The 18,267-nt window shown below is 68.8% G+C and carries 16 protein-coding genes; 6 read left to right on the forward strand and 10 right to left on the reverse strand.

Annotation, left to right across the window (positions count from 1 at the left end):
- Positions 1 to 59: 59 nt before the first annotated feature.
- On the reverse strand, positions 60 to 920 hold the full coding sequence (locus tag AAFN89_RS19730; RefSeq protein ID WP_347540952.1) for a DMT family transporter: 861 nt from the start codon (positions 918 to 920) through the stop codon (positions 60 to 62).
- Between the two features lie 106 nt (positions 921 to 1,026).
- Here AAFN89_RS19730 and AAFN89_RS19735 point away from each other — a divergent pair, with 106 nt between their 5' ends.
- Positions 1,027 to 2,415, forward strand: coding sequence for a PLP-dependent aminotransferase family protein (locus AAFN89_RS19735; protein ID WP_347540937.1), 1,389 nt, complete (start codon positions 1,027 to 1,029; stop codon positions 2,413 to 2,415).
- Between the two features lie 32 nt (positions 2,416 to 2,447).
- The gene (locus tag AAFN89_RS19740; protein ID WP_347540938.1) at positions 2,448 to 2,633 is read left to right on the forward strand and encodes a hypothetical protein; all 186 of its coding nucleotides are present in this window, start codon (positions 2,448 to 2,450) and stop codon (positions 2,631 to 2,633) included.
- Positions 2,634 to 2,640: 7 nt separating this feature from the next.
- Here AAFN89_RS19740 and AAFN89_RS19745 read toward each other — a convergent pair whose 3' ends face one another.
- From AAFN89_RS19745 to AAFN89_RS19770, 6 genes are all read right to left on the reverse strand, one after another.
- A complete protein-coding gene (locus AAFN89_RS19745) occupies positions 2,641 to 3,504 on the reverse strand; it encodes an NlpC/P60 family protein (protein WP_347540939.1) in 864 nt (287 codons plus the stop codon).
- Positions 3,501 to 3,848, reverse strand: coding sequence for a MarR family transcriptional regulator (locus AAFN89_RS19750; protein WP_347540940.1), 348 nt, complete (start codon positions 3,846 to 3,848; stop codon positions 3,501 to 3,503). Before AAFN89_RS19750 ends, AAFN89_RS19745 begins: the two co-directional genes overlap by 4 nt.
- A 39-nt stretch (positions 3,849 to 3,887) precedes the next feature.
- Complete coding sequence (locus tag AAFN89_RS19755) at positions 3,888 to 5,267, reverse strand: leucyl aminopeptidase family protein (RefSeq protein WP_347540941.1); 1,380 nt, start codon at positions 5,265 to 5,267, stop codon at positions 3,888 to 3,890.
- 77 nt (positions 5,268 to 5,344) lie between these two features.
- Positions 5,345 to 6,427, reverse strand: a complete 1,083-nt coding sequence (locus tag AAFN89_RS19760; RefSeq protein ID WP_347540942.1) for a TAXI family TRAP transporter solute-binding subunit — start codon at positions 6,425 to 6,427, stop codon at positions 5,345 to 5,347.
- Positions 6,428 to 6,490: 63 nt separating this feature from the next.
- The gene (locus AAFN89_RS19765; protein ID WP_347540943.1) at positions 6,491 to 6,991 is read right to left on the reverse strand and encodes a HupE/UreJ family protein; all 501 of its coding nucleotides are present in this window, start codon (positions 6,989 to 6,991) and stop codon (positions 6,491 to 6,493) included.
- Positions 6,991 to 8,277: an MFS transporter gene (locus AAFN89_RS19770; protein WP_347540944.1), complete on the reverse strand. Its 1,287-nt coding sequence runs from the start codon at positions 8,275 to 8,277 to the stop codon at positions 6,991 to 6,993. The genes AAFN89_RS19765 and AAFN89_RS19770 overlap by 1 nt, the downstream gene beginning before the upstream one ends.
- A 239-nt stretch (positions 8,278 to 8,516) precedes the next feature.
- On the opposite strand from AAFN89_RS19770, the gene AAFN89_RS19775 reads away from it, so the two are divergent.
- Together AAFN89_RS19775 and AAFN89_RS19780 are read left to right on the forward strand one after the other, a co-directional pair.
- Entirely contained in the window at positions 8,517 to 9,542 is a 1,026-nt protein-coding gene (locus AAFN89_RS19775; RefSeq protein ID WP_347540945.1) for a putative sulfate exporter family transporter, read from the forward strand.
- A gap of 82 nt (positions 9,543 to 9,624) precedes the next feature.
- The gene (locus AAFN89_RS19780) at positions 9,625 to 10,806 is read left to right on the forward strand and encodes an SLC13 family permease (RefSeq protein ID WP_347540946.1); all 1,182 of its coding nucleotides are present in this window, start codon (positions 9,625 to 9,627) and stop codon (positions 10,804 to 10,806) included.
- Between the two features lie 374 nt (positions 10,807 to 11,180).
- On the opposite strand, the gene AAFN89_RS19785 is transcribed toward AAFN89_RS19780, so the two are convergent.
- Positions 11,181 to 12,419, reverse strand: coding sequence for a PQQ-dependent sugar dehydrogenase (locus tag AAFN89_RS19785; protein ID WP_347540947.1), 1,239 nt, complete (start codon positions 12,417 to 12,419; stop codon positions 11,181 to 11,183).
- Between the two features lie 58 nt (positions 12,420 to 12,477).
- On the reverse strand, positions 12,478 to 13,674 hold the full coding sequence (locus AAFN89_RS19790; RefSeq protein WP_347540948.1) for a phosphoglycerate kinase: 1,197 nt from the start codon (positions 13,672 to 13,674) through the stop codon (positions 12,478 to 12,480).
- Between the two features lie 195 nt (positions 13,675 to 13,869).
- On the opposite strand from AAFN89_RS19790, the gene AAFN89_RS19795 reads away from it, so the two are divergent.
- A complete protein-coding gene (locus AAFN89_RS19795; protein ID WP_347540949.1) occupies positions 13,870 to 15,417 on the forward strand; it encodes a CHAD domain-containing protein in 1,548 nt (515 codons plus the stop codon).
- A gap of 190 nt (positions 15,418 to 15,607) precedes the next feature.
- Here AAFN89_RS19795 and AAFN89_RS19800 read toward each other — a convergent pair whose 3' ends face one another.
- Entirely contained in the window at positions 15,608 to 17,866 is a 2,259-nt protein-coding gene (locus AAFN89_RS19800) for a mechanosensitive ion channel domain-containing protein (RefSeq protein WP_347540950.1), read from the reverse strand.
- On the opposite strand from AAFN89_RS19800, the gene AAFN89_RS19805 reads away from it, so the two are divergent.
- The coding region (locus AAFN89_RS19805) for a hypothetical protein (RefSeq protein ID WP_347540951.1) at positions 17,856 to 18,267 on the forward strand (412 nt) is incomplete at its 3' end. The two genes, AAFN89_RS19800 and AAFN89_RS19805, sit on opposite strands and share 11 nt — an antisense overlap.

An 18,267-nucleotide genomic window follows, 5' to 3' on the forward strand; every position in this document is an offset into this window, starting at 1 on the left:
CGTTGGATTCCGACCCTGGAGAGTGCCATGGAACCGTCGGAGGCGCGATAGCCGGGCCTTCAGGCGACCTTTCTGGCGCCGACCACGCAGAGGATCACGCCGCCGGTGACGAGGAGCATCGGCCAGCCCACCGTTTCGTGGAGCAGGAGCGCGGCGAGCGCGAAGCCGAAGAAAGGCTGGAGAAGCTGAAGCTGCCCGACGGTCGCTATGCCGCCCTGGGCGAGGCCGCGATACCAGAACACGAACCCGATCAGCATGCTGAACAAGGAGACATAGGCCAGCCCGATCCAGGCGGGCCCGTCGATCCCGGCCCATGAACGGGGCATGAGCCAGAGGGCCAGCGGGGCCATGAGTGGCAGGGACAGGACCAGCGCCCATGAGATGACCTGCCAGCCGCCCAGCGTCCGCGACAACCTGGCTCCCTCGGCGTAGCCCAGGCCGCAGACCAGGATGGCGGCCAGCATCAGCATGTCGCCGACCGGGGAGACGGACATGTCCTGCGTCAGCGCGAATCCGCCGACAAGGGCGCTGCCGGTCGCGGAGAACAGCCAGAAGGCCGGCTTCGGCCTCTCGCCGCCCCGCACCACGCCGAAGATCGCCGTCGCCAGCGGCAGGAGGCCGATGAAGACGATCGAACGGGCGGACGTCATGTGCTGGAGCGCCAGCGCCGTCAGCAGCGGGAATCCGACGACGACCCCCAGCGCCACCACGACAAGCGGTCCGACATCCTTCCGTCCCGGCCGTCTTTCCCGCATGGCCAGCAGCAGTGCCAGGCCCAGCAGGGCGGCGATGGTCGCGCGGGCGACGGTCAGGAACACCGGGTCGAAGCCCCCGACCGCGACGCGCGTCGCCGGCAGGGAGCCGCTGAAGATCAGCACGCCCAGAAAACCGTTGATCCAGCCACTGGCCGTCTTGTCCATCATGCTCGCTTCCTTTCTCGGGCCAAGATCGGTTGCGCCGCCCTTCGTTCCCAGACACACTACAGTACGATTTCGAGAAACTGTATTGGATGTCGGGTCGGTACAGATGGACTCTGATGAGAGAGTCGGCACGCTGGTCGAGCGGGTCATGCAGGCGGTTCGGGACCGGATCGCCCAGCGGACGCTGGCGCCCGGGGCGAAGCTGCCTTCCATCCGGAAGTGCGCCGAGACCATGCGAGTCTCCAAATCCACGGTGGTCGAAGCCTATGACCGGCTGGCGGCGGAGGGCGCGATCCAGGCGCGGCGCGGATCGGGCTTCTACGTCGCCGGTCATCCGCCTCCCCTGTCCCTGGCGGAGACCGGGCCGCGGCTGGACCGGGCCGTCGATCCCCTGTGGGTGTCGCGCCAGTCGCTGGAGGCCGGCGACGATTTCCTGAAACCCGGATGCGGCTGGCTGCCCTCCGATTGGCTGCCGGACGCCGCCATCCGGAGGATTCTACGCTCCATGGCCCGCGCGGACCGGATCGGCCTGACGGATTACGGCACGCCGCTGGGCCTGCCGCCGCTTCGGCGGCTCCTGTCCCGCCGATTGGCCGAACGGGGCATCGAGGCCCCGCCAGGCCAGATCATGCTGACCGATTCCGGCACCCAGGCGATCGACCTTCTATGCCGCTTCCTGCTGGAGCCGTCCGACACCGTTCTGGTCGACGATCCCTGCTACTTCAATTTCCACGCGATGCTGCGGGCGCATCGGGTCAAGGTGGTGGGCGTGCCCTTCACGCCCTCGGGCCCGGATGTCGAGCGGTTCGCACAGGCCCTGGAGGAGCACCGACCACGGCTCTACATCACCAATTCGGGCCTGCAGAACCCGACGGGAGCCAGCCTCGCGCCCGTCACCGCACACCGGCTGCTGAAACTGGCGGAGCGCCACGGGCTGACCATCATCGAAGACGACATCTTCGCGGATTTCGAACACGCGCCCGCCCCGCGCCTAGCGGCGTTCGACGGGCTGGATCGGGTGATCCATATCGGCAGCTTCTCAAAGACCCTGTCGGCCTCCATCCGGTGCGGATTCATCGCGGCGCGGCCGGACTGGATCGAAGGGCTGCTTGACCTGAAGGTGGCGACATCCTTCGGCGGCAGCCCCTTTTCCGCCGAGCTGGTCCTCGGCCTGCTGAAGGACGGCGCCTACCGGAAGCATCTGGACGAGCTGAGGGTGCGGCTGGCCCGCGCGATGGGGGAAACCGTCCGACGGCTGCGAGACATCGGACTCACCCCCTGGATCGAGCCGGGGGCCGGCATGTTCCTCTGGTGCGCCCTGCCGGAGGGTATGGATGCCGGGAAGATCGCCCGGCGGGCCCTGTCGGAGAAGATCATCCTGGCGCCCGGCGGCGCCTTCAGCCTGTCGGGATCGGCCAATGGCTTCCTGCGCTTCAATGTCGCGCAGTCCCTGGACCCCCGCATCATGGAAGCGCTGGCGGCCGCCATGCGATAATCGGTCCCGAAAATCGGAACGGAGGCAAGGCCATGTGGCCGATCTATCTTCTATGCGGGGCGGTGGCGATCTTCCTGGCGCTGATCGGCGCCTGGGCGTTTTCGATCACCGCCGATGTGGGGGTAGAGATCGGCGGCGGCGGTCTGGCGCTGGGACTGGCGGGCGTCGCCATCCTCGCGCTGATGGCCGGCTTCATCTGGCTGGCGCGCCGCCGCTGAAATCTCTCTAACGGACCAGCCGGCGCACTGCCGTGACGCCCGCCCCGTCCTGCGCCAGCGTCCGGGCCGCGACCCTCTCCACGGGGTCGAGCGACACCGCCATGGCGGCGACGTTGGCGTGGATCAGCGTTTCCCCGTCGACCATGAACCCAACATGGCCGGGGAAGAAGACGATGTCGCCGCGCTTCATCGCGACATCGCCGGTTCGTCCGACCAACTCCCCGACCGAGTCCACCTGCAGGTAGGTGTCCCGGGGCGCGGCGATCCCGGCTTGGGCCAGCGCCACCTGGATCAGGCCCGAACAGTCAATCCCGAGGCTGGACCGGCCGCCCCACAGGTAGGGGACGCCGAGGAACCGCATCGCGGTCGCGACATGGTCTTCCGCCCGTACGTCCAGCGCCGTCAGCGCGACATCGGGAATCCAGCCTTCCGGCGCGACGCGGGAATAGCCCTTCGCCCGCTCCACGACCCGGACCCGCGCGCCGAGGCTGAGCGCCTTCAGCGGCGGCGTCTTGAAATGCGGTTCGGGATAGAGGAAGGCGCGCAGCGCGCCGACCTGATGCGTCGGTTCGCCCGGCTCGGCCGTCAGCCCGTAGGATTGGGCGTAGCCGACATAGCCGTCGCTTTCGCCCTGCCCCCAGGCCCAGCCGTCCCGTTCCTCGAAGACCGTGAAGATCTCGCCGTAAAGCAGTTCGCTGGTCTGGAAAGCCGATTCGTCCGGAGAAGCGCGCAGGGGCACGATCCCGCGCACCGCCTGATGGCGCACGCCCTCGACGAAGCGGTCCGCTTCGACTTCGCCCTTCAGGAAATCCGCCGCGAGATCGGACCGGAACGGCGTCACGTTGGGGTCCGGCGTCTCGGCAATCGTCATTCAGTGTCCCCGGCGGCGTCGACCACGATATCGGCGAACTCGCTCAGATAGACCGACCCCTTGACCGTGCGCTGCACCAGCACGTTCCGGCGATCCAGCTCGTCCGTCTTCCGCTTGATGAAGCCCAGATCGCCCAGCCGGTCAAGGGCCCGCGTGATCGCCGGCTTGGAGACGTTCAGCGCCATCGCCAGGCCGCGGACGGTATGCGGCGGGGATGTCAGATAGACCGTCAGCAGAAGCGCCAGTTGCCGGGCGGAAAGGTCGGGCTGGTCGCGCCGGACGGTTTCGACCGCGGCGCGACGCCAGATATCCAGGGCTTGGGAGGATTTGAGCTTTACCGTCATGCCTCGACCATTCCGATCCCGATACGGCCGGCCCGTCCGTTACGCGCCGAACCGTCCCGCGATCAGGGCGTAGGCGGCGCGAAGCCCCATGGCCTCGCCCCCCTTCGGCCGACCCGGACGATCGTTGCCGTTCCAGGCATAAACGTCCAGATGCACCCATCGGGTTGCCTGGGAGACGAATTTTTCCAGAAACAGGGCCGCAGTGATCGATCCGGCCATGCCTCCCTCGCCGATATTGTTGGTGTCGGCGATCGAGGATTTCAGCATCTTCGCATAGGGCTTCCACAGCGGCAGCCGCCAAATCGGGTCGTCCTCCCGCTCCGCGGCGGCCAGGAAGGCGGCGGCCGTTTCCTCGTCATTGGCGAAGAAGGCCGGCAGATCCGGGCCCAGCGCGACGCGGGCGGCGCCGGTCAGGGTGGCGAAGTCGATCAGCAGCTCCGGCTTCTCCCCATCCGCCTCCGCCAGCGCGTCGCAGAGGACGAGCCGCCCTTCCGCGTCGGTGTTGCCGACCTCCACCGTGAGGCCCTTGCGGGTCGACAGCACGTCGGACGGCTTGAAGGCGTTGCCGGCGACCATGTTCTCCACCGCCGGCACCAGCACGCGCAGCCGGACCTTCAGCCCGGCCGCCATGATCATCCGGGCGAGCCCCAGCGCGTGCGCGCCGCCGCCCATATCCTTCTTCATCAGCAGCATGCCGGCGGCGGTCTTGAGGTCCAGCCCGCCCGTGTCGAAGCACACGCCCTTGCCGACCAGCGTGACCTTCGGCGCGTCCTCGTCCCCCCAGCGCAGATCGATCAGCCGGGGCGCGCGGGTCGATGCCCGACCGACGGCGTGGATCGCGGGGTAGCCATCGGTCAGCAGATCGTCGCCCAGCACGATCCGGCAATCGCCACCGAACTCCCGCGCCAGCGCCTGCGCCGCGCCGGCCAGCTCCTCCGGCCCCATATCCTGGGTCGGGGTGGTGACCAGGTCGCGCACCAGGAAGGTCCCGAGCGCGGCGTTCTCCACCGCCGCCATGTCGCAGCCGTCCGGTGGGACCAGCCGGGCAGGCGACCGCTCCGCCTTCCGGTAGCGATCGAACCTGTAGGCCCCGAGCGCCCAGCCCAGCGCGGCCTCCGTCGCCTCCAGCCCGCCGGCGAGCGGCCCGTCGAGGCGGTAGTCACCGTCCGGCAGGCGGTAGGGCAGCCCCGCCAGCGCCCAGAGGTCGGCATCCGCCGCCACCCCGGCCAGCACCCGTGCGATCGAGCCGTCCCCGGCCGGCAGCAGGCAGAAGGCGCCCGGATCGGCCGCGAATCCCGTCGCCTTCACCCAATCCCGGAGGCGGCGTTCCTGCGTCTCCAGCCAGCGATCGAGATCGCCGCGGGCGAGAATGGTCAGCGCGACGGCGCGGCCGGCGGTATCGTCAGCGAAACAGGGCAACACGGTGCGGGGTGTCCTTTGGTGGCGGGAACCGGAGAGTTCCCAACCATGGGTCAAATGCCGCCGCCGCTCAACACTCACTCCAGGGGAGGATCGACCACGTCGGAACCGCCGATGGCGCCGACCTCCTCGTAATAGCGCAAGGCCCCTTCATGGAACGGGATGGGGACCCCGGTCACCGCGCTTTCCAGCATGATCTCCCGCCCCCGCGGGTGCCCGTTTTCTAGCAGCGTCCTGGTCGTCGGATGCCAGAGGGCGCGGGTCACGCCCTCGATCAGGTCGGCATCGATCTCCGCCGAGGTCACCCAGAGCGCGCCGACCGCGATGGTGGTCAGCGAATCGACGCCTTCATAGACGCCGCCATCCAGCCGCGCCGGGGCGAAGAAGGGTTGTTCGGCGATCAGTTCCACCGTCGCCTCGTCGGTAAAGGGCAAAAGGCGGATATCCATGCGGCGGGCCAGATCCTCGACCGCCAGCACCGGTGCCCCTCCGACGAACCCGAAAGCGTCGATCTCGCCGTTCAGCATCATCTCGGCGGACGGTTCCGGCCGTTCGTAGACCGGCTGGATGTCCTCCTCGCTGAGACCGTAGGCGTCCAGGATCAGCCGCATGTCGAGCAGCGTGCCCGACCCCTGGTCGCCCAGCGAGACGCGCTTGCCGCGCAGGTCGGCCACCGTCTCGATATCGCTATCGGCGGGGACGACGATATGGATCAGCTCCATATAGAGCTTCGCGATCGCGCGCAGGTCCTCCATCGGCTCCTGGCCTTCATAGAGGCCGGTTCCGGTATGCGCCCAGTAGGTGACGTCGGACTGGCTCAACCCGGATTCGATGGCCCCGGCGGCGATGTTGTCGATGTTCTCCACCGATCCGGAGCTGGCCTGAGCCACCGCGATCAGCCCCGGCACGCCGCAGGATCCGCCGCGGTCGCAGGGTGGCGATCCCGGCGGGTTGGAGATGGCGTTGGCGATGATGCCGCCGATCGGGAAATAGGTGCCGCCCGTGGTGCCGGTCCCGATCCGGAAGAAGCGGATGTTCTGGTCGGGGTCCTGGGCGCTGGTCGACAGGGCCGGCCCGACGATCAGACCCGCCGCCGTCAGGAGACCGAGGCCCAGCAGGAGGAGCGGTCGGATCCAGCGGTCGGTGGCGGGCTGCGTCATGGCCTGACGATTCCCTTTTCGGCTTGGTCGAAGGTGGATTGGAACTGTCGGCCCGGTTTGTGGCTAAAGCACGCCGAAATAGAGCAGAATTCCGACCAGTGCGACAACCGCCCCGGCGAGTCTGGGGGCCGACGCCGAAAGGCCCTGGCGCATCAGCGCGGCGAAGCCGATGCCGGCTGCAAGCGCCGTCGCCGCGCCGGCGGCGTAGCCGACCCAAACCAGCGGCCGGTCGCCGGCCGGACTGCCCCCCGCCTGCCCGAACCAGAGCGCCGCGACGACGCCCACAGCCAGCGCCGCCGCACCGGGCAGGCGCACGTCGAACGCGATCAGCGCGCCCACCACGACCAGCGCGCCGGGGATGACATAGCCGCCATAGGGCAGCCGGACGCCGAATTCCAGCAGCGCCGCGCCGATCAGCAGCCCGGCCAGCGCGACCAGCGGCAGGCGTCCTTCCTCCCTGCCGCCCAGGAGCGCCGCCAGGAGCCCCAGCCCCAGCAGCAGCGTCAGCAGGGCGAGCACGGAGAACGGCGCCTGGAACCCGTCGCCGAAGGGACCGCTCAACATCAGGCATGCTCCATATCGTCGAAATCTAACGAAAGCTGGTCGTCGTCGACCGCCTCATAGCGCGGGTCGAGTTCAGAAACCATGAAGGTCGTCTGCGGCACGGCGACGTAGGCCGCCTGCTCCTCCGCCGGCAAGGACTGGCGGCGGGTCATCCGCCACGCGCCGAAAAGCGCCAGCGCCAGCCCGACCGCGCCGATGAAGTAGAAGAGGCCGTCATTGCTGAACCTTCCCATCAGGAAGGCCGCGGCGACCGGCCCGATCATCGCCCCGACGCCGTAGCAGAGCAGCAGCCCCGCCGATGCCGGGACAAGCTGGCTGGGTTGCAGATAGTCGTTCGCGTGGGAGAGGCTGATCGGGTAGAGCGTCAGGCTGAGGCCGGCATAGAGCGTCAGCAGCGGCCACAGCGCCCAGGGCGCATGATCGCCCAGGGCGCCGAGCGCGAGGCCGGCGACCGCGGTGGCCAGCGTCAACCCGACGATCACCTGACGCCGGTCGAACCTGTCCGACAGCCGGCCGGCCGGATATTGCAGCAGGAAGCCCGAGATGATGGCGACCAGCATGAAGACGCCCACGAAATCGCCGGACGCCTCGATCCCCCGCGCATAGACCGGCCCCATCGCATAGAAGGAGCCGACGATCATCCCGGCGCCGAGGCAGCCCGCGACGCCCAGCGGCGAAGCGTTGACCAGCGCCCGCAGGCTGAGCCGCTCGGCCTGGATGTCCGGCGGCGTCTCCACCCGCGCCAGCGCCAGCGGCACCAGCGACAGGGAGATCACGATGGCGACGATGGCGAAGAGCTGGAAGCCCGCCGGATCGATCAGGATCAGCAGGACCTGCGAGGAGCCGGAGCAGAGATAGTAGACCGTCATGTAGGCCGACATGACCCGCCCCCGCACCTCGTTCGGCGCCTTGGCGTTCAACCAGCTTTCGCTGATGGTGAAGAGGAAGGCGGCGCAGAAGCCGGTCAGCGCGCGCAGGATTCCCCAGAGAATCTCGTCGACGACCAGGGCATGGACCAGCGCCGACGCGGAGACGAGTGCGGCGAAGGCGGCGAAGGCCCTGATATGGCCGACCTTGGCGACCAGCGGCGGGCAGGCGAGCGTCCCGCCGACGAAGCCCACGGAATAGGCGGCCAGGATGAAGCCGATATGGTCGACCGCCACGCCCTCAAGATCCATCCGCACGGAGACGAGGGTGCCGAAGAGCGTGTTGCCGAGCACCAGCACGCCCATGCTGACGAAGAGCGGCGCGAGGGCGAGGAGGATGGGTCGCAGGCTGGGAGACACTTCGGGGGGCGATCGATCGGTCAGGTGGGTTGGGCAGGTGCGGCGGGCAAGGCGGCGTCTATAGGCCCTCTCTCCTTGCCCGCCGAGGATCGTTTTCGCAACCCCGCCCTGCGCGTCCGTGAACGACGGGGAATGGCGCGCGGCCGTCGGATTTCCTGAAAGCCGCTTCCCTCCCGGCCCCGATGTCGGGTACCACCTGAAGCGCCTTCTTCCGACACGCTTTCTCATCACCGGTTCCCATGTCTCCTCGCACCGCCCTCGCCGCCGCCGCGCGCGGCGACCTCGCCTACACGCTGCGCTCCGCCGCGCCGGGAGTGCTGGTCGCGGCGACCATCGCCATGGCCGCGACCTTCCTGTCGGAACATTATGGCGGCCCGGTCATGCTGTTCGCGCTGCTGCTGGGGATGGCGTTCCACTTCCTGTCGGTCGAGGGGCGGTGCGTCGCCGGCATCGATCTGGCGGCCAAGCAGATCCTGCGGATCGGCGTGGCGCTGCTGGGCGCGCGGATCACGGCGGAGCAGATCATGGCGCTGGGCCCCACGCCGGTGCTGACCGTGATCGCCGGCGTCGCGCTGACGCTCGGCCTCGGCGTGCTCATCGCCCGCATCCTCAAGCTGGACCGCGCGGTCGGCGTGCTGACCGGCGGCGCGGTCGCCATCTGCGGCGCGTCGGCGGCGCTGGCCATCGCGGCGGTGCTGCCCCGGGGCGCGAACGCGGAGCGGGACACGATCTTCACCGTCATCGGCGTCACCACCCTGTCGACGCTGGCGATGATCCTCTACCCGATCATCGTGGGGCTTTTCGGGCTGGACCATCAGGCGGCCGGAATCTTCCTGGGCGGCACCATCCATGACGTGGCCCAGGTGGTCGGCGCGGGCTACTCCGTCTCCCAGGAGACCGGGGACATCGCCACCTTCACCAAGCTGATGCGGGTCGCGATGCTGGTCCCCGTCGTCGTGACGCTGTCGCTGCTGTTCCGTCCGGGGGAAGGCGTCCGCCCGCGCGGCGGCCTGCCGCTGCCCTGGTTCCTGGTCGTGTTCGCGATCCTGGTGGTGGTCAACAGCCTGCATCTCATCCCCTCCCCGGCCGTGGTCGCGGCGAACGACGTGTCGCGCTGGTGCCTGGTGACCGCGATCGCGGCGCTGGGCATGAAGACCTCGCTGAAGGCGATGGCCCAGGTCGGGCCGAAGCCGGTGCTGCTGCTGGTCTCCGAAACCCTGTTCCTCGCCCTTCTGGTGCTGGGCGTGGTGACCTACGTCTATTGAGGCGGCCATCGACGCGCCTCTTTATGTTCCGGCCGCATCCCCGGCGATCATCGTCGCGCTGTTCGCGCTGACCTATGCCGGTATGGCGCTGGGCCGCATTCCCGGCCTCGCCGTCGACCGCACCGGCATCGCGGTGCTGGCCGTGGTCGGGTTGCTGGTGGCCGGCGCCCTGCCCGGCCCGGTCCTCCGGACCGCGATCGACGTCCCGACCCTGGTCATCCTGTTCGGGCTGATGATCCTGTCGGCCCAGCTCGTGCTGGCCGGCTTCTACGATTGGTGCGCGGCCTCGATCGCCGCCGCGGCGCGCAGCCCTACGACGCTGCTGGCGCTCACCGTCGCCGTCGCCGGCGGGCTGTCGGCGCTGCTGGCCAACGACATCGTGGTCTTCGCCATGACCCCGCTGCTGTGCCGGGGGATCGTCCGGCGCGGTCTGGACCCCCGGCCGTTCCTGATCGGCCTCGCCGCCGCCAGCAACGCCGGATCGGCGGCGACCATCGTCGGCAATCCGCAGAACATCCTGATCGGACAGGCCGGCGATCTGGATTTCTGGAGCTTCCTGCTGGCCTGCGGACCGCCGGCCGTGGTGGCGCTGCTGATCTGCTTCCTCGTCACGCGGTGGGTCTGGCGCGACGCGCTTGCCATGCCGGACAGGCCGGCGACGGAGGACCCGCCGCCGCTCGACCGCCGGCAGACGCTGAAAGGGGCCGCCGCCGCGCTGGCGCTGGTCGTCGCCTTCGCGGCAGGCGCGCCCCATGCGCTGGCGGCGCTGCTGGTCGCCTCGCTGCTGATGATCTCCCGCCGCTACGCGACGCGGCGGATGATGGCGCAGGTCGACTGGCCGCTGCTGGTGCTGTTCGCCGCGCTCTTCCTGGTCAATGCGGCTTTCGGAGAGACCGGCTTCGCGGCAGGCGCGCTCGACTGGCTGGGCCGCGAAGGCTGGCTGCCTGAAAGCCTCTCCGTCCTCGCGCCGCTGACGCTGGTCGCCAGCAACACGATCGGCAACGTTCCCGCCGTGATCATGCTGCTGTCCCTCTGGCAGTCGCCGCCGGAAGGCGCGCTCTACGGGCTGGCGCTGCTGTCCACGCTCGCCGGCAACCTGCTGCTGATCGGCAGCGTCGCCAACGTCATCGTCGCGGAGCGCGCCGCCGCCCTGGGCGTACGCCTCGGCTTCCTGGACCATGCACGGTGCGGCGTGCCGATCGCGCTCCTGTCCATGGGCGTCGCCATGCTGTGGCTATGGGCAGGCGGCTGGATGCCTTTCTGACCTCTCCTCCTCATGGCGAGCCTGTCCAACCGGCTGGGCATTGCACCCCTCGACAAAGCTCAGGGTGAGGAGAGGGGCGGTGGACGTGGGCACGGTTGTCGCTCGATTCCTCGCCGTCCGGAATGCCGCCATGGCCTATGGATTCCCGATCAAGCCGGGAATGACGGGAGGGGGAAGTTTTCGCCCCTCCTCCTCATAGTGAGCTTGTCGAACCATGTGGGCTCCGCGGGGTGAGGGGGCGGAAAGGGCGCCCGGTTTTTTTTGATGTAGGCTTTTGTCGGCAAATGTCGGCTTTTCGGGCCGCCCGCCCCATTCGGCCGTGAAGACAGGCGAAGCGGCAGTCTCAGGAATACTATCCTGAAACTGCCCGCCCGTCACTCCCCATAGGCGATGCGCCAGACGGTCCCGGACGTGTCGTCGGCGACCAGGAGTGCGCCGTCGGCGGTGACGGCGACGCCGGTGGGGCGGCCCCACACTTCGGCCCGGTCCTCGCCCGCCGCCCAGAAGCCGCTGGCGAAGGTTTCGTACCAGCCGGCCGGCGCGCCATCCTCGAACGGGACGTGGACGATCTTGTAGCCGGTGGGTTCGCTGCTGTTCCAGGACCCGCGCAGGGCGACGAAGGCGTCGCCGCGATAGCTTTCCGGGAACATCTCGCCATCATAGAAGGCGAGGCCGATCGGGGCGGAGTGCGCCTCGAACAGCAAATCCGGGACCACCGCCTGCTCGACCAGCTCCGGCGCCTTCTCCGCGAAATCGGGCTGCGGGTTGGAGCCGATATAGGAATAGGGCCAGCCATAGAAGGCTCCTTCCTCGATACGGGTCAGATAGTCCGGCACCAGCCCGTCGCCCAGCCCGTCCCGCTCGTTGACCATGGCGTAGAGCCGGCCGGTCGCCGGGTGGAATTCCATGCCGACCGGATTGCGCAGCCCCGACGCGTAGGTGGACTGCGCCTCGGGCGTCATAGCCAGCCCGTCGGTCAGGACGAATTGCTGGATGGTGGCGTGCGGCGGCGGCTCCTCCGCGATATTGCCGCGGGAGCCGACGCCGACATAGAAGCGGCCGCCGTCCGGGTGAAAGGCGAGGCTGCGGCTGGAATGGCTGCCGACGCCGCCGAGCACGCCCTGCCGGGTCACCGGCTCCGCCGGGCCCGCCGCCTGCAGGTCGCCCAGCGTATGCACCAGCCGCCAGACGCCCCGTACGTCCGCGACATAGATTCCGTACTCGCTGAATTCTATCCCGTAGGGACGGTCGAAGCCCTCAGCGAAAACCTCCTGCACCTCCGCCGCGCCGTCGCCATCCTTGTCGCGAAGCAGCGTGATACGCCCGGCGCGCAGTTCGGAAACCAGCACGTCGCCATTCGGCAGCACCTCGAACTCCCTCGGCCCCGTCAGTCCCTCGGCGAAGAGGGTGACGGAGAATCCCTCCGGGACCGCCAGCGTCGCGTCCGCCGGCCGGTCGATCACAAGCGGCGCGTTGCTGACGCTTTCGGTCGCGAACGGCTCCGGCAGATCGTCGGGCGTGATCTCGAACCGCTCGCCCACCGGCTGGTCCTGCGACCAGGCGGGAGAACAGGCGATGAGGCCGATGGCGAGAATGATGGGTCGGGTCCGCATGAGCGCGCCTCCTTCGGGGAGGAAAGAGACCGGCGCGCCCATTGTTCCCGGCAGGTCCTCACCGCATGAGCGCGGCCACCCCCGGCAGGGTCTTGCCTTCCAGCCATTCCAGGAACGCGCCGCCGGCGGTGGAGACGTAGGAGAACGCCTCCTCCACCCCGGCATGGCCCAGCGCCGCCACCGTGTCGCCGCCGCCGGCGACCGACAGCAGCCGCCCGGATCGGGTGAGGTCCGCGACCGCCCGGGCCAGCTCGTTGGTGCCTGCGTCGAAGGGCTGGATCTCGAACGCGCCGAGCGGGCCGTTCCAGACCACGGTCCGGGCGTCGCCGATCTTCTCGATCAGATCGTCGACCGATTTCGGCCCGACATCCAGCACCATCTCGTCGGCGGCGACGGCGTCGATGGCGACTATGCGGCTGGGGGCGCCCGCCTTGAATTCCTTCGCCGCCACGCCGTCGACCGGCAGCAGCAGCTCGCACCCCGCCGCGCGGGCCTTCTCCATGATTTCGCGCGCGGCGTCGGCCATGTCCTTCTCGCAGAGGGAAGCGCCCATATCCACGCCCTGTGCATGGAGGAAGGTGTTGGCCATGCCGCCGCCCAGCACCAGCATGTCGACCTTGCCGACCAGATTGCCCAGAAGATCCAGCTTGGTGGAGATCTTGGCCCCGCCGACGATCGCCGCGACCGGCCGTTCGGGCTTCTCCAGCGCGCGGGTCAGCGCCGTCAGCTCCGTCTCCATCAGCCGGCCGGCGGCCGAGGGCAGCTTGCGGGCGATGGCTTCGGTCGAGGCGTGAGCGCGGTGGGCGGCGGAGAAGGCGTCGTTGACGTAGATGTCGCCCAGCGCGGCCAGCTTGCCGGCGAAGGAATCGTCATTGGCTTCCTCTCCGGCATGGAAGCGCAGATTCTCCAGAAGGAGGTAGCCGCCGTCCGGCAGCGCCGCGACCGCCGCTTCGGCTTCCGGCCCGACGCAGTCCTCCGCGAACGCGACCTTCGCCCCGCCCAGCGCGCGCTCCAGCGCCGGCAGCACGGGCTTCAGCGAGAATTCCGGCGCGACCTTCCCCTTCGGCCGGCCGAAATGGGATAGGATGACGACCTTCGAGCCCTTGCCGGAAAGCTCCTTCAAGGTGGGAGCCAGCCGGTCGAGGCGAGTGGTGTCGGTGACCTCGCCATCCTTCATCGGGACGTTCAGGTCCCCGCGCACCAGCACGGCCTTTCCGGCCACCTCGATATCGTCGAGTGAGGAGAAGTCGCTCATCGGTCGCTTGACCCTGTCTTTCGGGGGAGGAATACGGGCGGCAAGGCAATCACAGGCGAAGCCGGTTTGCAACGTCAAGGCCTGCCGCCGCCCGTCGTTAATTGACCTGCGCGCCGGCGGCGCTAGCATCGCGATTCTGGGTAGTTCTCGCATATCCCCCCGGATATCCTCCCGGATATCCCGTTGAGAGACATCATGCTTCCTCCCGCGGCCGACGATCGCGAGATCGAACTGAAACTCCTCGTGGACCCGGCGGCGATGGAGGCGCTGCGCCGTGCGCCTGAGATCCTGGAGCGCGCGTCGGGCCGCCCGGAAGTGCGGCGGCTGGAGAATGTCTATTACGACACCGCCGATCGCCGCCTGCGCAAGAAGGGGCTGGCCCTGCGCGTGCGGCGGCGCGGCCGCCGGTTCGTCCAGACGCTGAAAGCCGCCGGCCCGGCGGGAGACGCGCTGGAGCGGGCGGAATGGGAGGTTCCGGTCCCGTCCGGCGCGCCCGACATCGCCGCCTTCGGTCCTTCGGCGCGCGAGGCGCTGGGCCTCCTGACCCCTTCGGAATTGCAGCCGGTCTTCACGACAAGGGTTCGACGCGAGCAATTCCTGCTCGATTTGGGCGACGGGACCGCTATCGAGGCGGCATTCGACCAGGGAAGGATCCTCGCCACCGGTTCCTCCGAACCGATCTCCGAGATCGAACTGGAGCTGAAGGAGGGCCAGCCCGCCGCGCTCTATCGCCTGGCGCTGAAGCTTCATCGAGTCGCGCCGGTCCGCCCTTCCGTCCGCGCCAAGTCCGATCGCGGCCATGACCGCGCCGCCGGAATCGCGCCGGCCTGGCGGAAGGCAGGAAAGCTGGCGCTGGACCCGGCGGGTTCGGCGGAGGACGCGCTGGAGAAGGTCCTGCGCCACTGTCTGGCGCACTGGCTTTCGAACGAATCCGCGGCGGAAGACGGAAGCGATCCGGAAGGGGTCCATCAGATGCGGGTCGCGCTGCGCCGGCTCCGGTCGGCGGCGGCGCTGTTCCGGCCGCTCCTGCCCGCGCGGGATTCCGACTGGCTGACGGCGGAGACGAGATGGATCGCCGCCGCCCTCGGCCCGGCGCGGGATTGGGACGTCTTCCTGGCTGAGACGGTGGAGCCGCTGGAGCGCGCGGCGGGCCGGGGGGATGCGGGGTTGCGGGACCTGCGCGAGCGCGCGGAGACGGCGCGCGGCGAGGGCTATGAGGGCGTCCGCCGGCTGCTCGCCGCCCCGCGCTATGCAGCCTTCCTGCTGACCTTTGGGGCTTGGCTGGAAGAAAGGGGCTGGCGATCGCCCGGCATGGAGGCCGCGCTGTCCCGTCCGGTCACGAGGCTGGCGGCGGCGGCGCTGGACAGACGCCATCGGAAGCTGCTGAAGGCCGGCAGGCATTTCGGGCGGCTGACCCCGGAGGAACGGCACGAGGTGCGGATCGCCCTCAAGAAGCTGCGCTACGCCGTCGATTTCTTCCGGTCGGTTCCGCCGGCGGGCCAGCCGGCCGGAAAGATGAAGGCGTACAGGAAGGCTCTGGGCGGGCTTCAGGACGCGCTGGGTCACATGAATGACGGCGTCACGGCGTGCAAACTTCTGGATGCGCTGGGAGCCGATGGGCGCGCCGCCGGTCTGGTGCTGGGCTGGCACGCGCGAGGCGCAGAGGCGCTGGAGCCAAAGCTGCTGGCCGCCTGGAACGGCTTCGCGCAGGCCAGGCCCTTCTGGAAGGCCGGGAATCATTAGGATGCTGGATCAAGTCCCATAGGCGCTAACTTTAAGGCAATGAGCACCAGAACCACCCTCACCCTCCCACCGCTTCGCGGCGGGCCCCTCCCTCTCCCGCAAGCAGGAGAGGGGAAAATTACGGTCAAGGTTAGCGCCTATGGGATCAAGTCCAGCATGACCAACCGGGAGGGACCCGTCGGGCGACGATTCAGCCTGGCGCCTTCGCGGGGTCCTCCCCGTCTCCGACCGTCGCCGGTGACGTCAGCGCCACCCGCACCGGCGGGGCGTCGCCCTTTTTGTCCTCGCCGAAATAGAGCCGCATGGGGGGGTAGGGAACCTCGATCCCCAGCTCCGCAAACCGCTTCATCATGCGGCGGTTGAATTCCCGGCCCAGCATCCATTGCTTGCCCGGCTTGGCCTTGATCCGCGCCTTGAGGATGGCCGCCGATTCGCCGAGCCCGTCGACGCCGAGGATCTCCAACTCGCCGAGCGCGAAGGGCGCGTAGGCGGGATCCTCCAGGAATTCCTTGCCGAGCTGGATCACCGCCTCGATGACCTGATCGATATCCTCCCGATAACCGACGCGGATATCGAGCACGTAATAGCCGAAATCCTTGGTCATGTTCTGGACCGTCAGCACCTCCCCGAACGGGATCGCATGGACCTGGCCGGAAAGGTCGCGCAGGCGGATGGTGCGGATCGACATCGCCTCCACCACGCCGGAATGGCCGCCCAGATCGACCACGTCACCGACCGAGATCGTGTCCTCGAACAGGATGAAGAGGCCGGTGATCACGTCCTTCACCAGCGCCTGGGACCCGAAGCCGATCGCCAGCCCGATGACGCCCGCCCCGGCCAGCAAGGGCGCGATATTGACGCCGATCTCGCTCAGCACGATGAGCCCAACGATGACGATCAACACGACCATGAAGGCGTTGCGCAGCAGCGGCAGCAACGTCCGCGTCCGTGGATTCTGCAATAGCGGCTCGCCATTCTCGTCGGTGGCGGAGAGCCGGCGCTCGATGATGTTGGAGACGATCTCCCACAGCACGACGGAGATGGCGAGCACGATTGCGATCGAGACGATCGCGCTGGCCGTGGAGCGGCCGAGATCCGTCGCCAGCCAGGCGAAGCCGCCCAGCCCCCAGACCTGCAGGATCCCCAGCGTCGCCAGGACGATGACGGCGACCTTCAGCGCGCGGGTGACGATCGGCAGATAGCGGTTCGCCCGCGCCTCCAGGCCCGGGAAGCGGTCCCTGAATTCGGGTCCGACGGCGAAGCCCCTGGCGACGCCGCGTTCGATGCCGAAGGTCAGCAGCCGCGCGGCGATCAGGATGACCGCCGTCAGCGCCGTCGCCCTGACGACGAAGAGGAAGCCGCCTTCGATGTCCAGGAACCAGATGGCGAGGATGCCGACGATGTAGGCGATCGCCAGCAGGTGCCATATGTCGGCCAGCCGCCGGCGCAGGACGCCCAGCGCGCCGCCCCCGCCCTCACCCGCTCCCCGCAGCGCATCGGCGAAATCCTTCCGGTTCTGCAGGACGAACACGATCATCATCAGCGCCACCAGCAACGCCGTGACGTTGAGCAGCGCCGTCCGCGCGCTGAGCGGCAGGCCCAGCGTCACCGCCGCCTCCGCGATCACATAGCCATAGACCCCGACGATGAGGGTCCGGCGGATCCAGATGAAGAGGTAAGCCGCCGTCTCGTCCTGGAGCCGGAACAGCCGCAAATTGGGCGCGTTGGGCGACAGCAGCGCCTTGGCCGTCGCGGCGCCGATGCCGATGAAGAGCGTGGCGTTGACGATCGCCAGCACCACCAGCCGCACCGTCCGCCCCGGATCGGTCGCCCCCAGCACGATATAGGCCGCCAGCACCAGCCCGCTGAGCGGCAGCAGATCGATGATCAGCCGGACGAGGAGCAGCAGGAGGCGCGAGACGATCCCGGCGCCTTCCCGCCGGCTGATCGATTCTCGCGGTCGCCTCAGCACGAGCCGCAGCGCCCACAGCGCGCCCAGCCCGCCGCCCAGCGCCAGGACCGTATTGACCAGCACCGCGATCCACCGGCCCCGCGCGCCGGGATCGGCCATTTCCGCCTGAAAGCGGTCGGCCAGTTCGGGCAGATCGTCCGCCGCCCCGCCCAGCGCCGCCACCAGCGCGCCGAGCGTCCCCAGCCGGTCGGAAAGATAGTCCAGCGCGCGGGCCCCGAACGCTTCGGCCGGCGGCGCGTCCTCGGCCGAAGCGGGATCGGCCTCGATCAGCAGCCGGAGGTTCTCGACCAGCGCCGCCCGCGCCTCCTCATTCTCCAGCGTCGCGATGAGCGAGCGGACCTGCTCCTCCGATGGCGCGGCCTGTTCGGCGGACGGAGCCTGAGCCAGCGCCCCCGGCGCTATGAAGACGATGAGGGTCGCGAGGATGAGGATGATTCGCGCGGGCGCGATCCTGGAGAAGAAACCCATGCCCATCATGATGTTTGCCGTCGTCGACCGGCGAAGACCGGCCGATAATCCAGTTGCTGTCGATGGTGTATGGATGCTGGATCAAGTCCAGCATGACCAGTCTCTATTTTCCCCGCGCCATCCTAATCATCCGTCATTCCAGTCTTCCCTTCCGTCATTCCAGCGAAGGCTGGAATCCACGGGCCGGCGCCGCTTCGCTGGCGGCGAAGAACCGGGCGCGGTCTCGCCCGCCATCGACACCCGTATGGATGCTGGATCGGGGTCCAGCATGACCACCAAAAGAGAACGTCATTCCAGCGGAGGCTGGCAACTGTGTTGTCAGGCCCAGGCTTTACGGTCTCTGAGCATGGCGTTGAGGTGGGTGAGGAGCTTTCTGGCGACGGCGATGATGGCGACTTTCTTGGTGAGTG

Origin of the sequence: Inquilinus sp. CAU 1745 (assembly GCF_039839375.1) — a bacterium.
Classification (GTDB): Bacteria; Pseudomonadota; Alphaproteobacteria; order DSM-16000; family Inquilinaceae; genus JBDOQU01.

Bases quoted from the DNA above. Each gene is read 5' to 3' on its own strand.
- AAFN89_RS19750 (WP_347540940.1), bottom strand. From the start codon at position 3,848: ATGACGGTAAAGCTCAAATCCTCCCAAGCCCTGGATATCTGGCGTCGC.
- AAFN89_RS19785 (WP_347540947.1), bottom strand. From the start codon at position 12,419: ATGCGGACCCGACCCATCATTCTCGCCATCGGCCTCATCGCCTGTTCT.
- AAFN89_RS19735 (WP_347540937.1), top strand. From the start codon at position 1,027: ATGGACTCTGATGAGAGAGTCGGCACGCTGGTCGAGCGGGTCATGCAG.
- AAFN89_RS19745 (WP_347540939.1), bottom strand. From the start codon at position 3,504: ATGACGATTGCCGAGACGCCGGACCCCAACGTGACGCCGTTCCGGTCC.
- AAFN89_RS19740 (WP_347540938.1), top strand. From the start codon at position 2,448: ATGTGGCCGATCTATCTTCTATGCGGGGCGGTGGCGATCTTCCTGGCG.
- AAFN89_RS19780 (WP_347540946.1), top strand. From the start codon at position 9,625: ATGGCGCTGGGCCGCATTCCCGGCCTCGCCGTCGACCGCACCGGCATC.
- AAFN89_RS19795 (WP_347540949.1), top strand. From the start codon at position 13,870: ATGCTTCCTCCCGCGGCCGACGATCGCGAGATCGAACTGAAACTCCTC.
- AAFN89_RS19765 (WP_347540943.1), bottom strand. From the start codon at position 6,991: ATGTTGAGCGGTCCCTTCGGCGACGGGTTCCAGGCGCCGTTCTCCGTG.
- AAFN89_RS19790 (WP_347540948.1), bottom strand. From the start codon at position 13,674: ATGAGCGACTTCTCCTCACTCGACGATATCGAGGTGGCCGGAAAGGCC.
- AAFN89_RS19800 (WP_347540950.1), bottom strand. From the start codon at position 17,866: ATGATGGGCATGGGTTTCTTCTCCAGGATCGCGCCCGCGCGAATCATC.
- AAFN89_RS19760 (WP_347540942.1), bottom strand. From the start codon at position 6,427: ATGACGCAGCCCGCCACCGACCGCTGGATCCGACCGCTCCTCCTGCTG.
- AAFN89_RS19730 (WP_347540952.1), bottom strand. From the start codon at position 920: ATGGACAAGACGGCCAGTGGCTGGATCAACGGTTTTCTGGGCGTGCTG.
- AAFN89_RS19775 (WP_347540945.1), top strand. From the start codon at position 8,517: ATGTCTCCTCGCACCGCCCTCGCCGCCGCCGCGCGCGGCGACCTCGCC.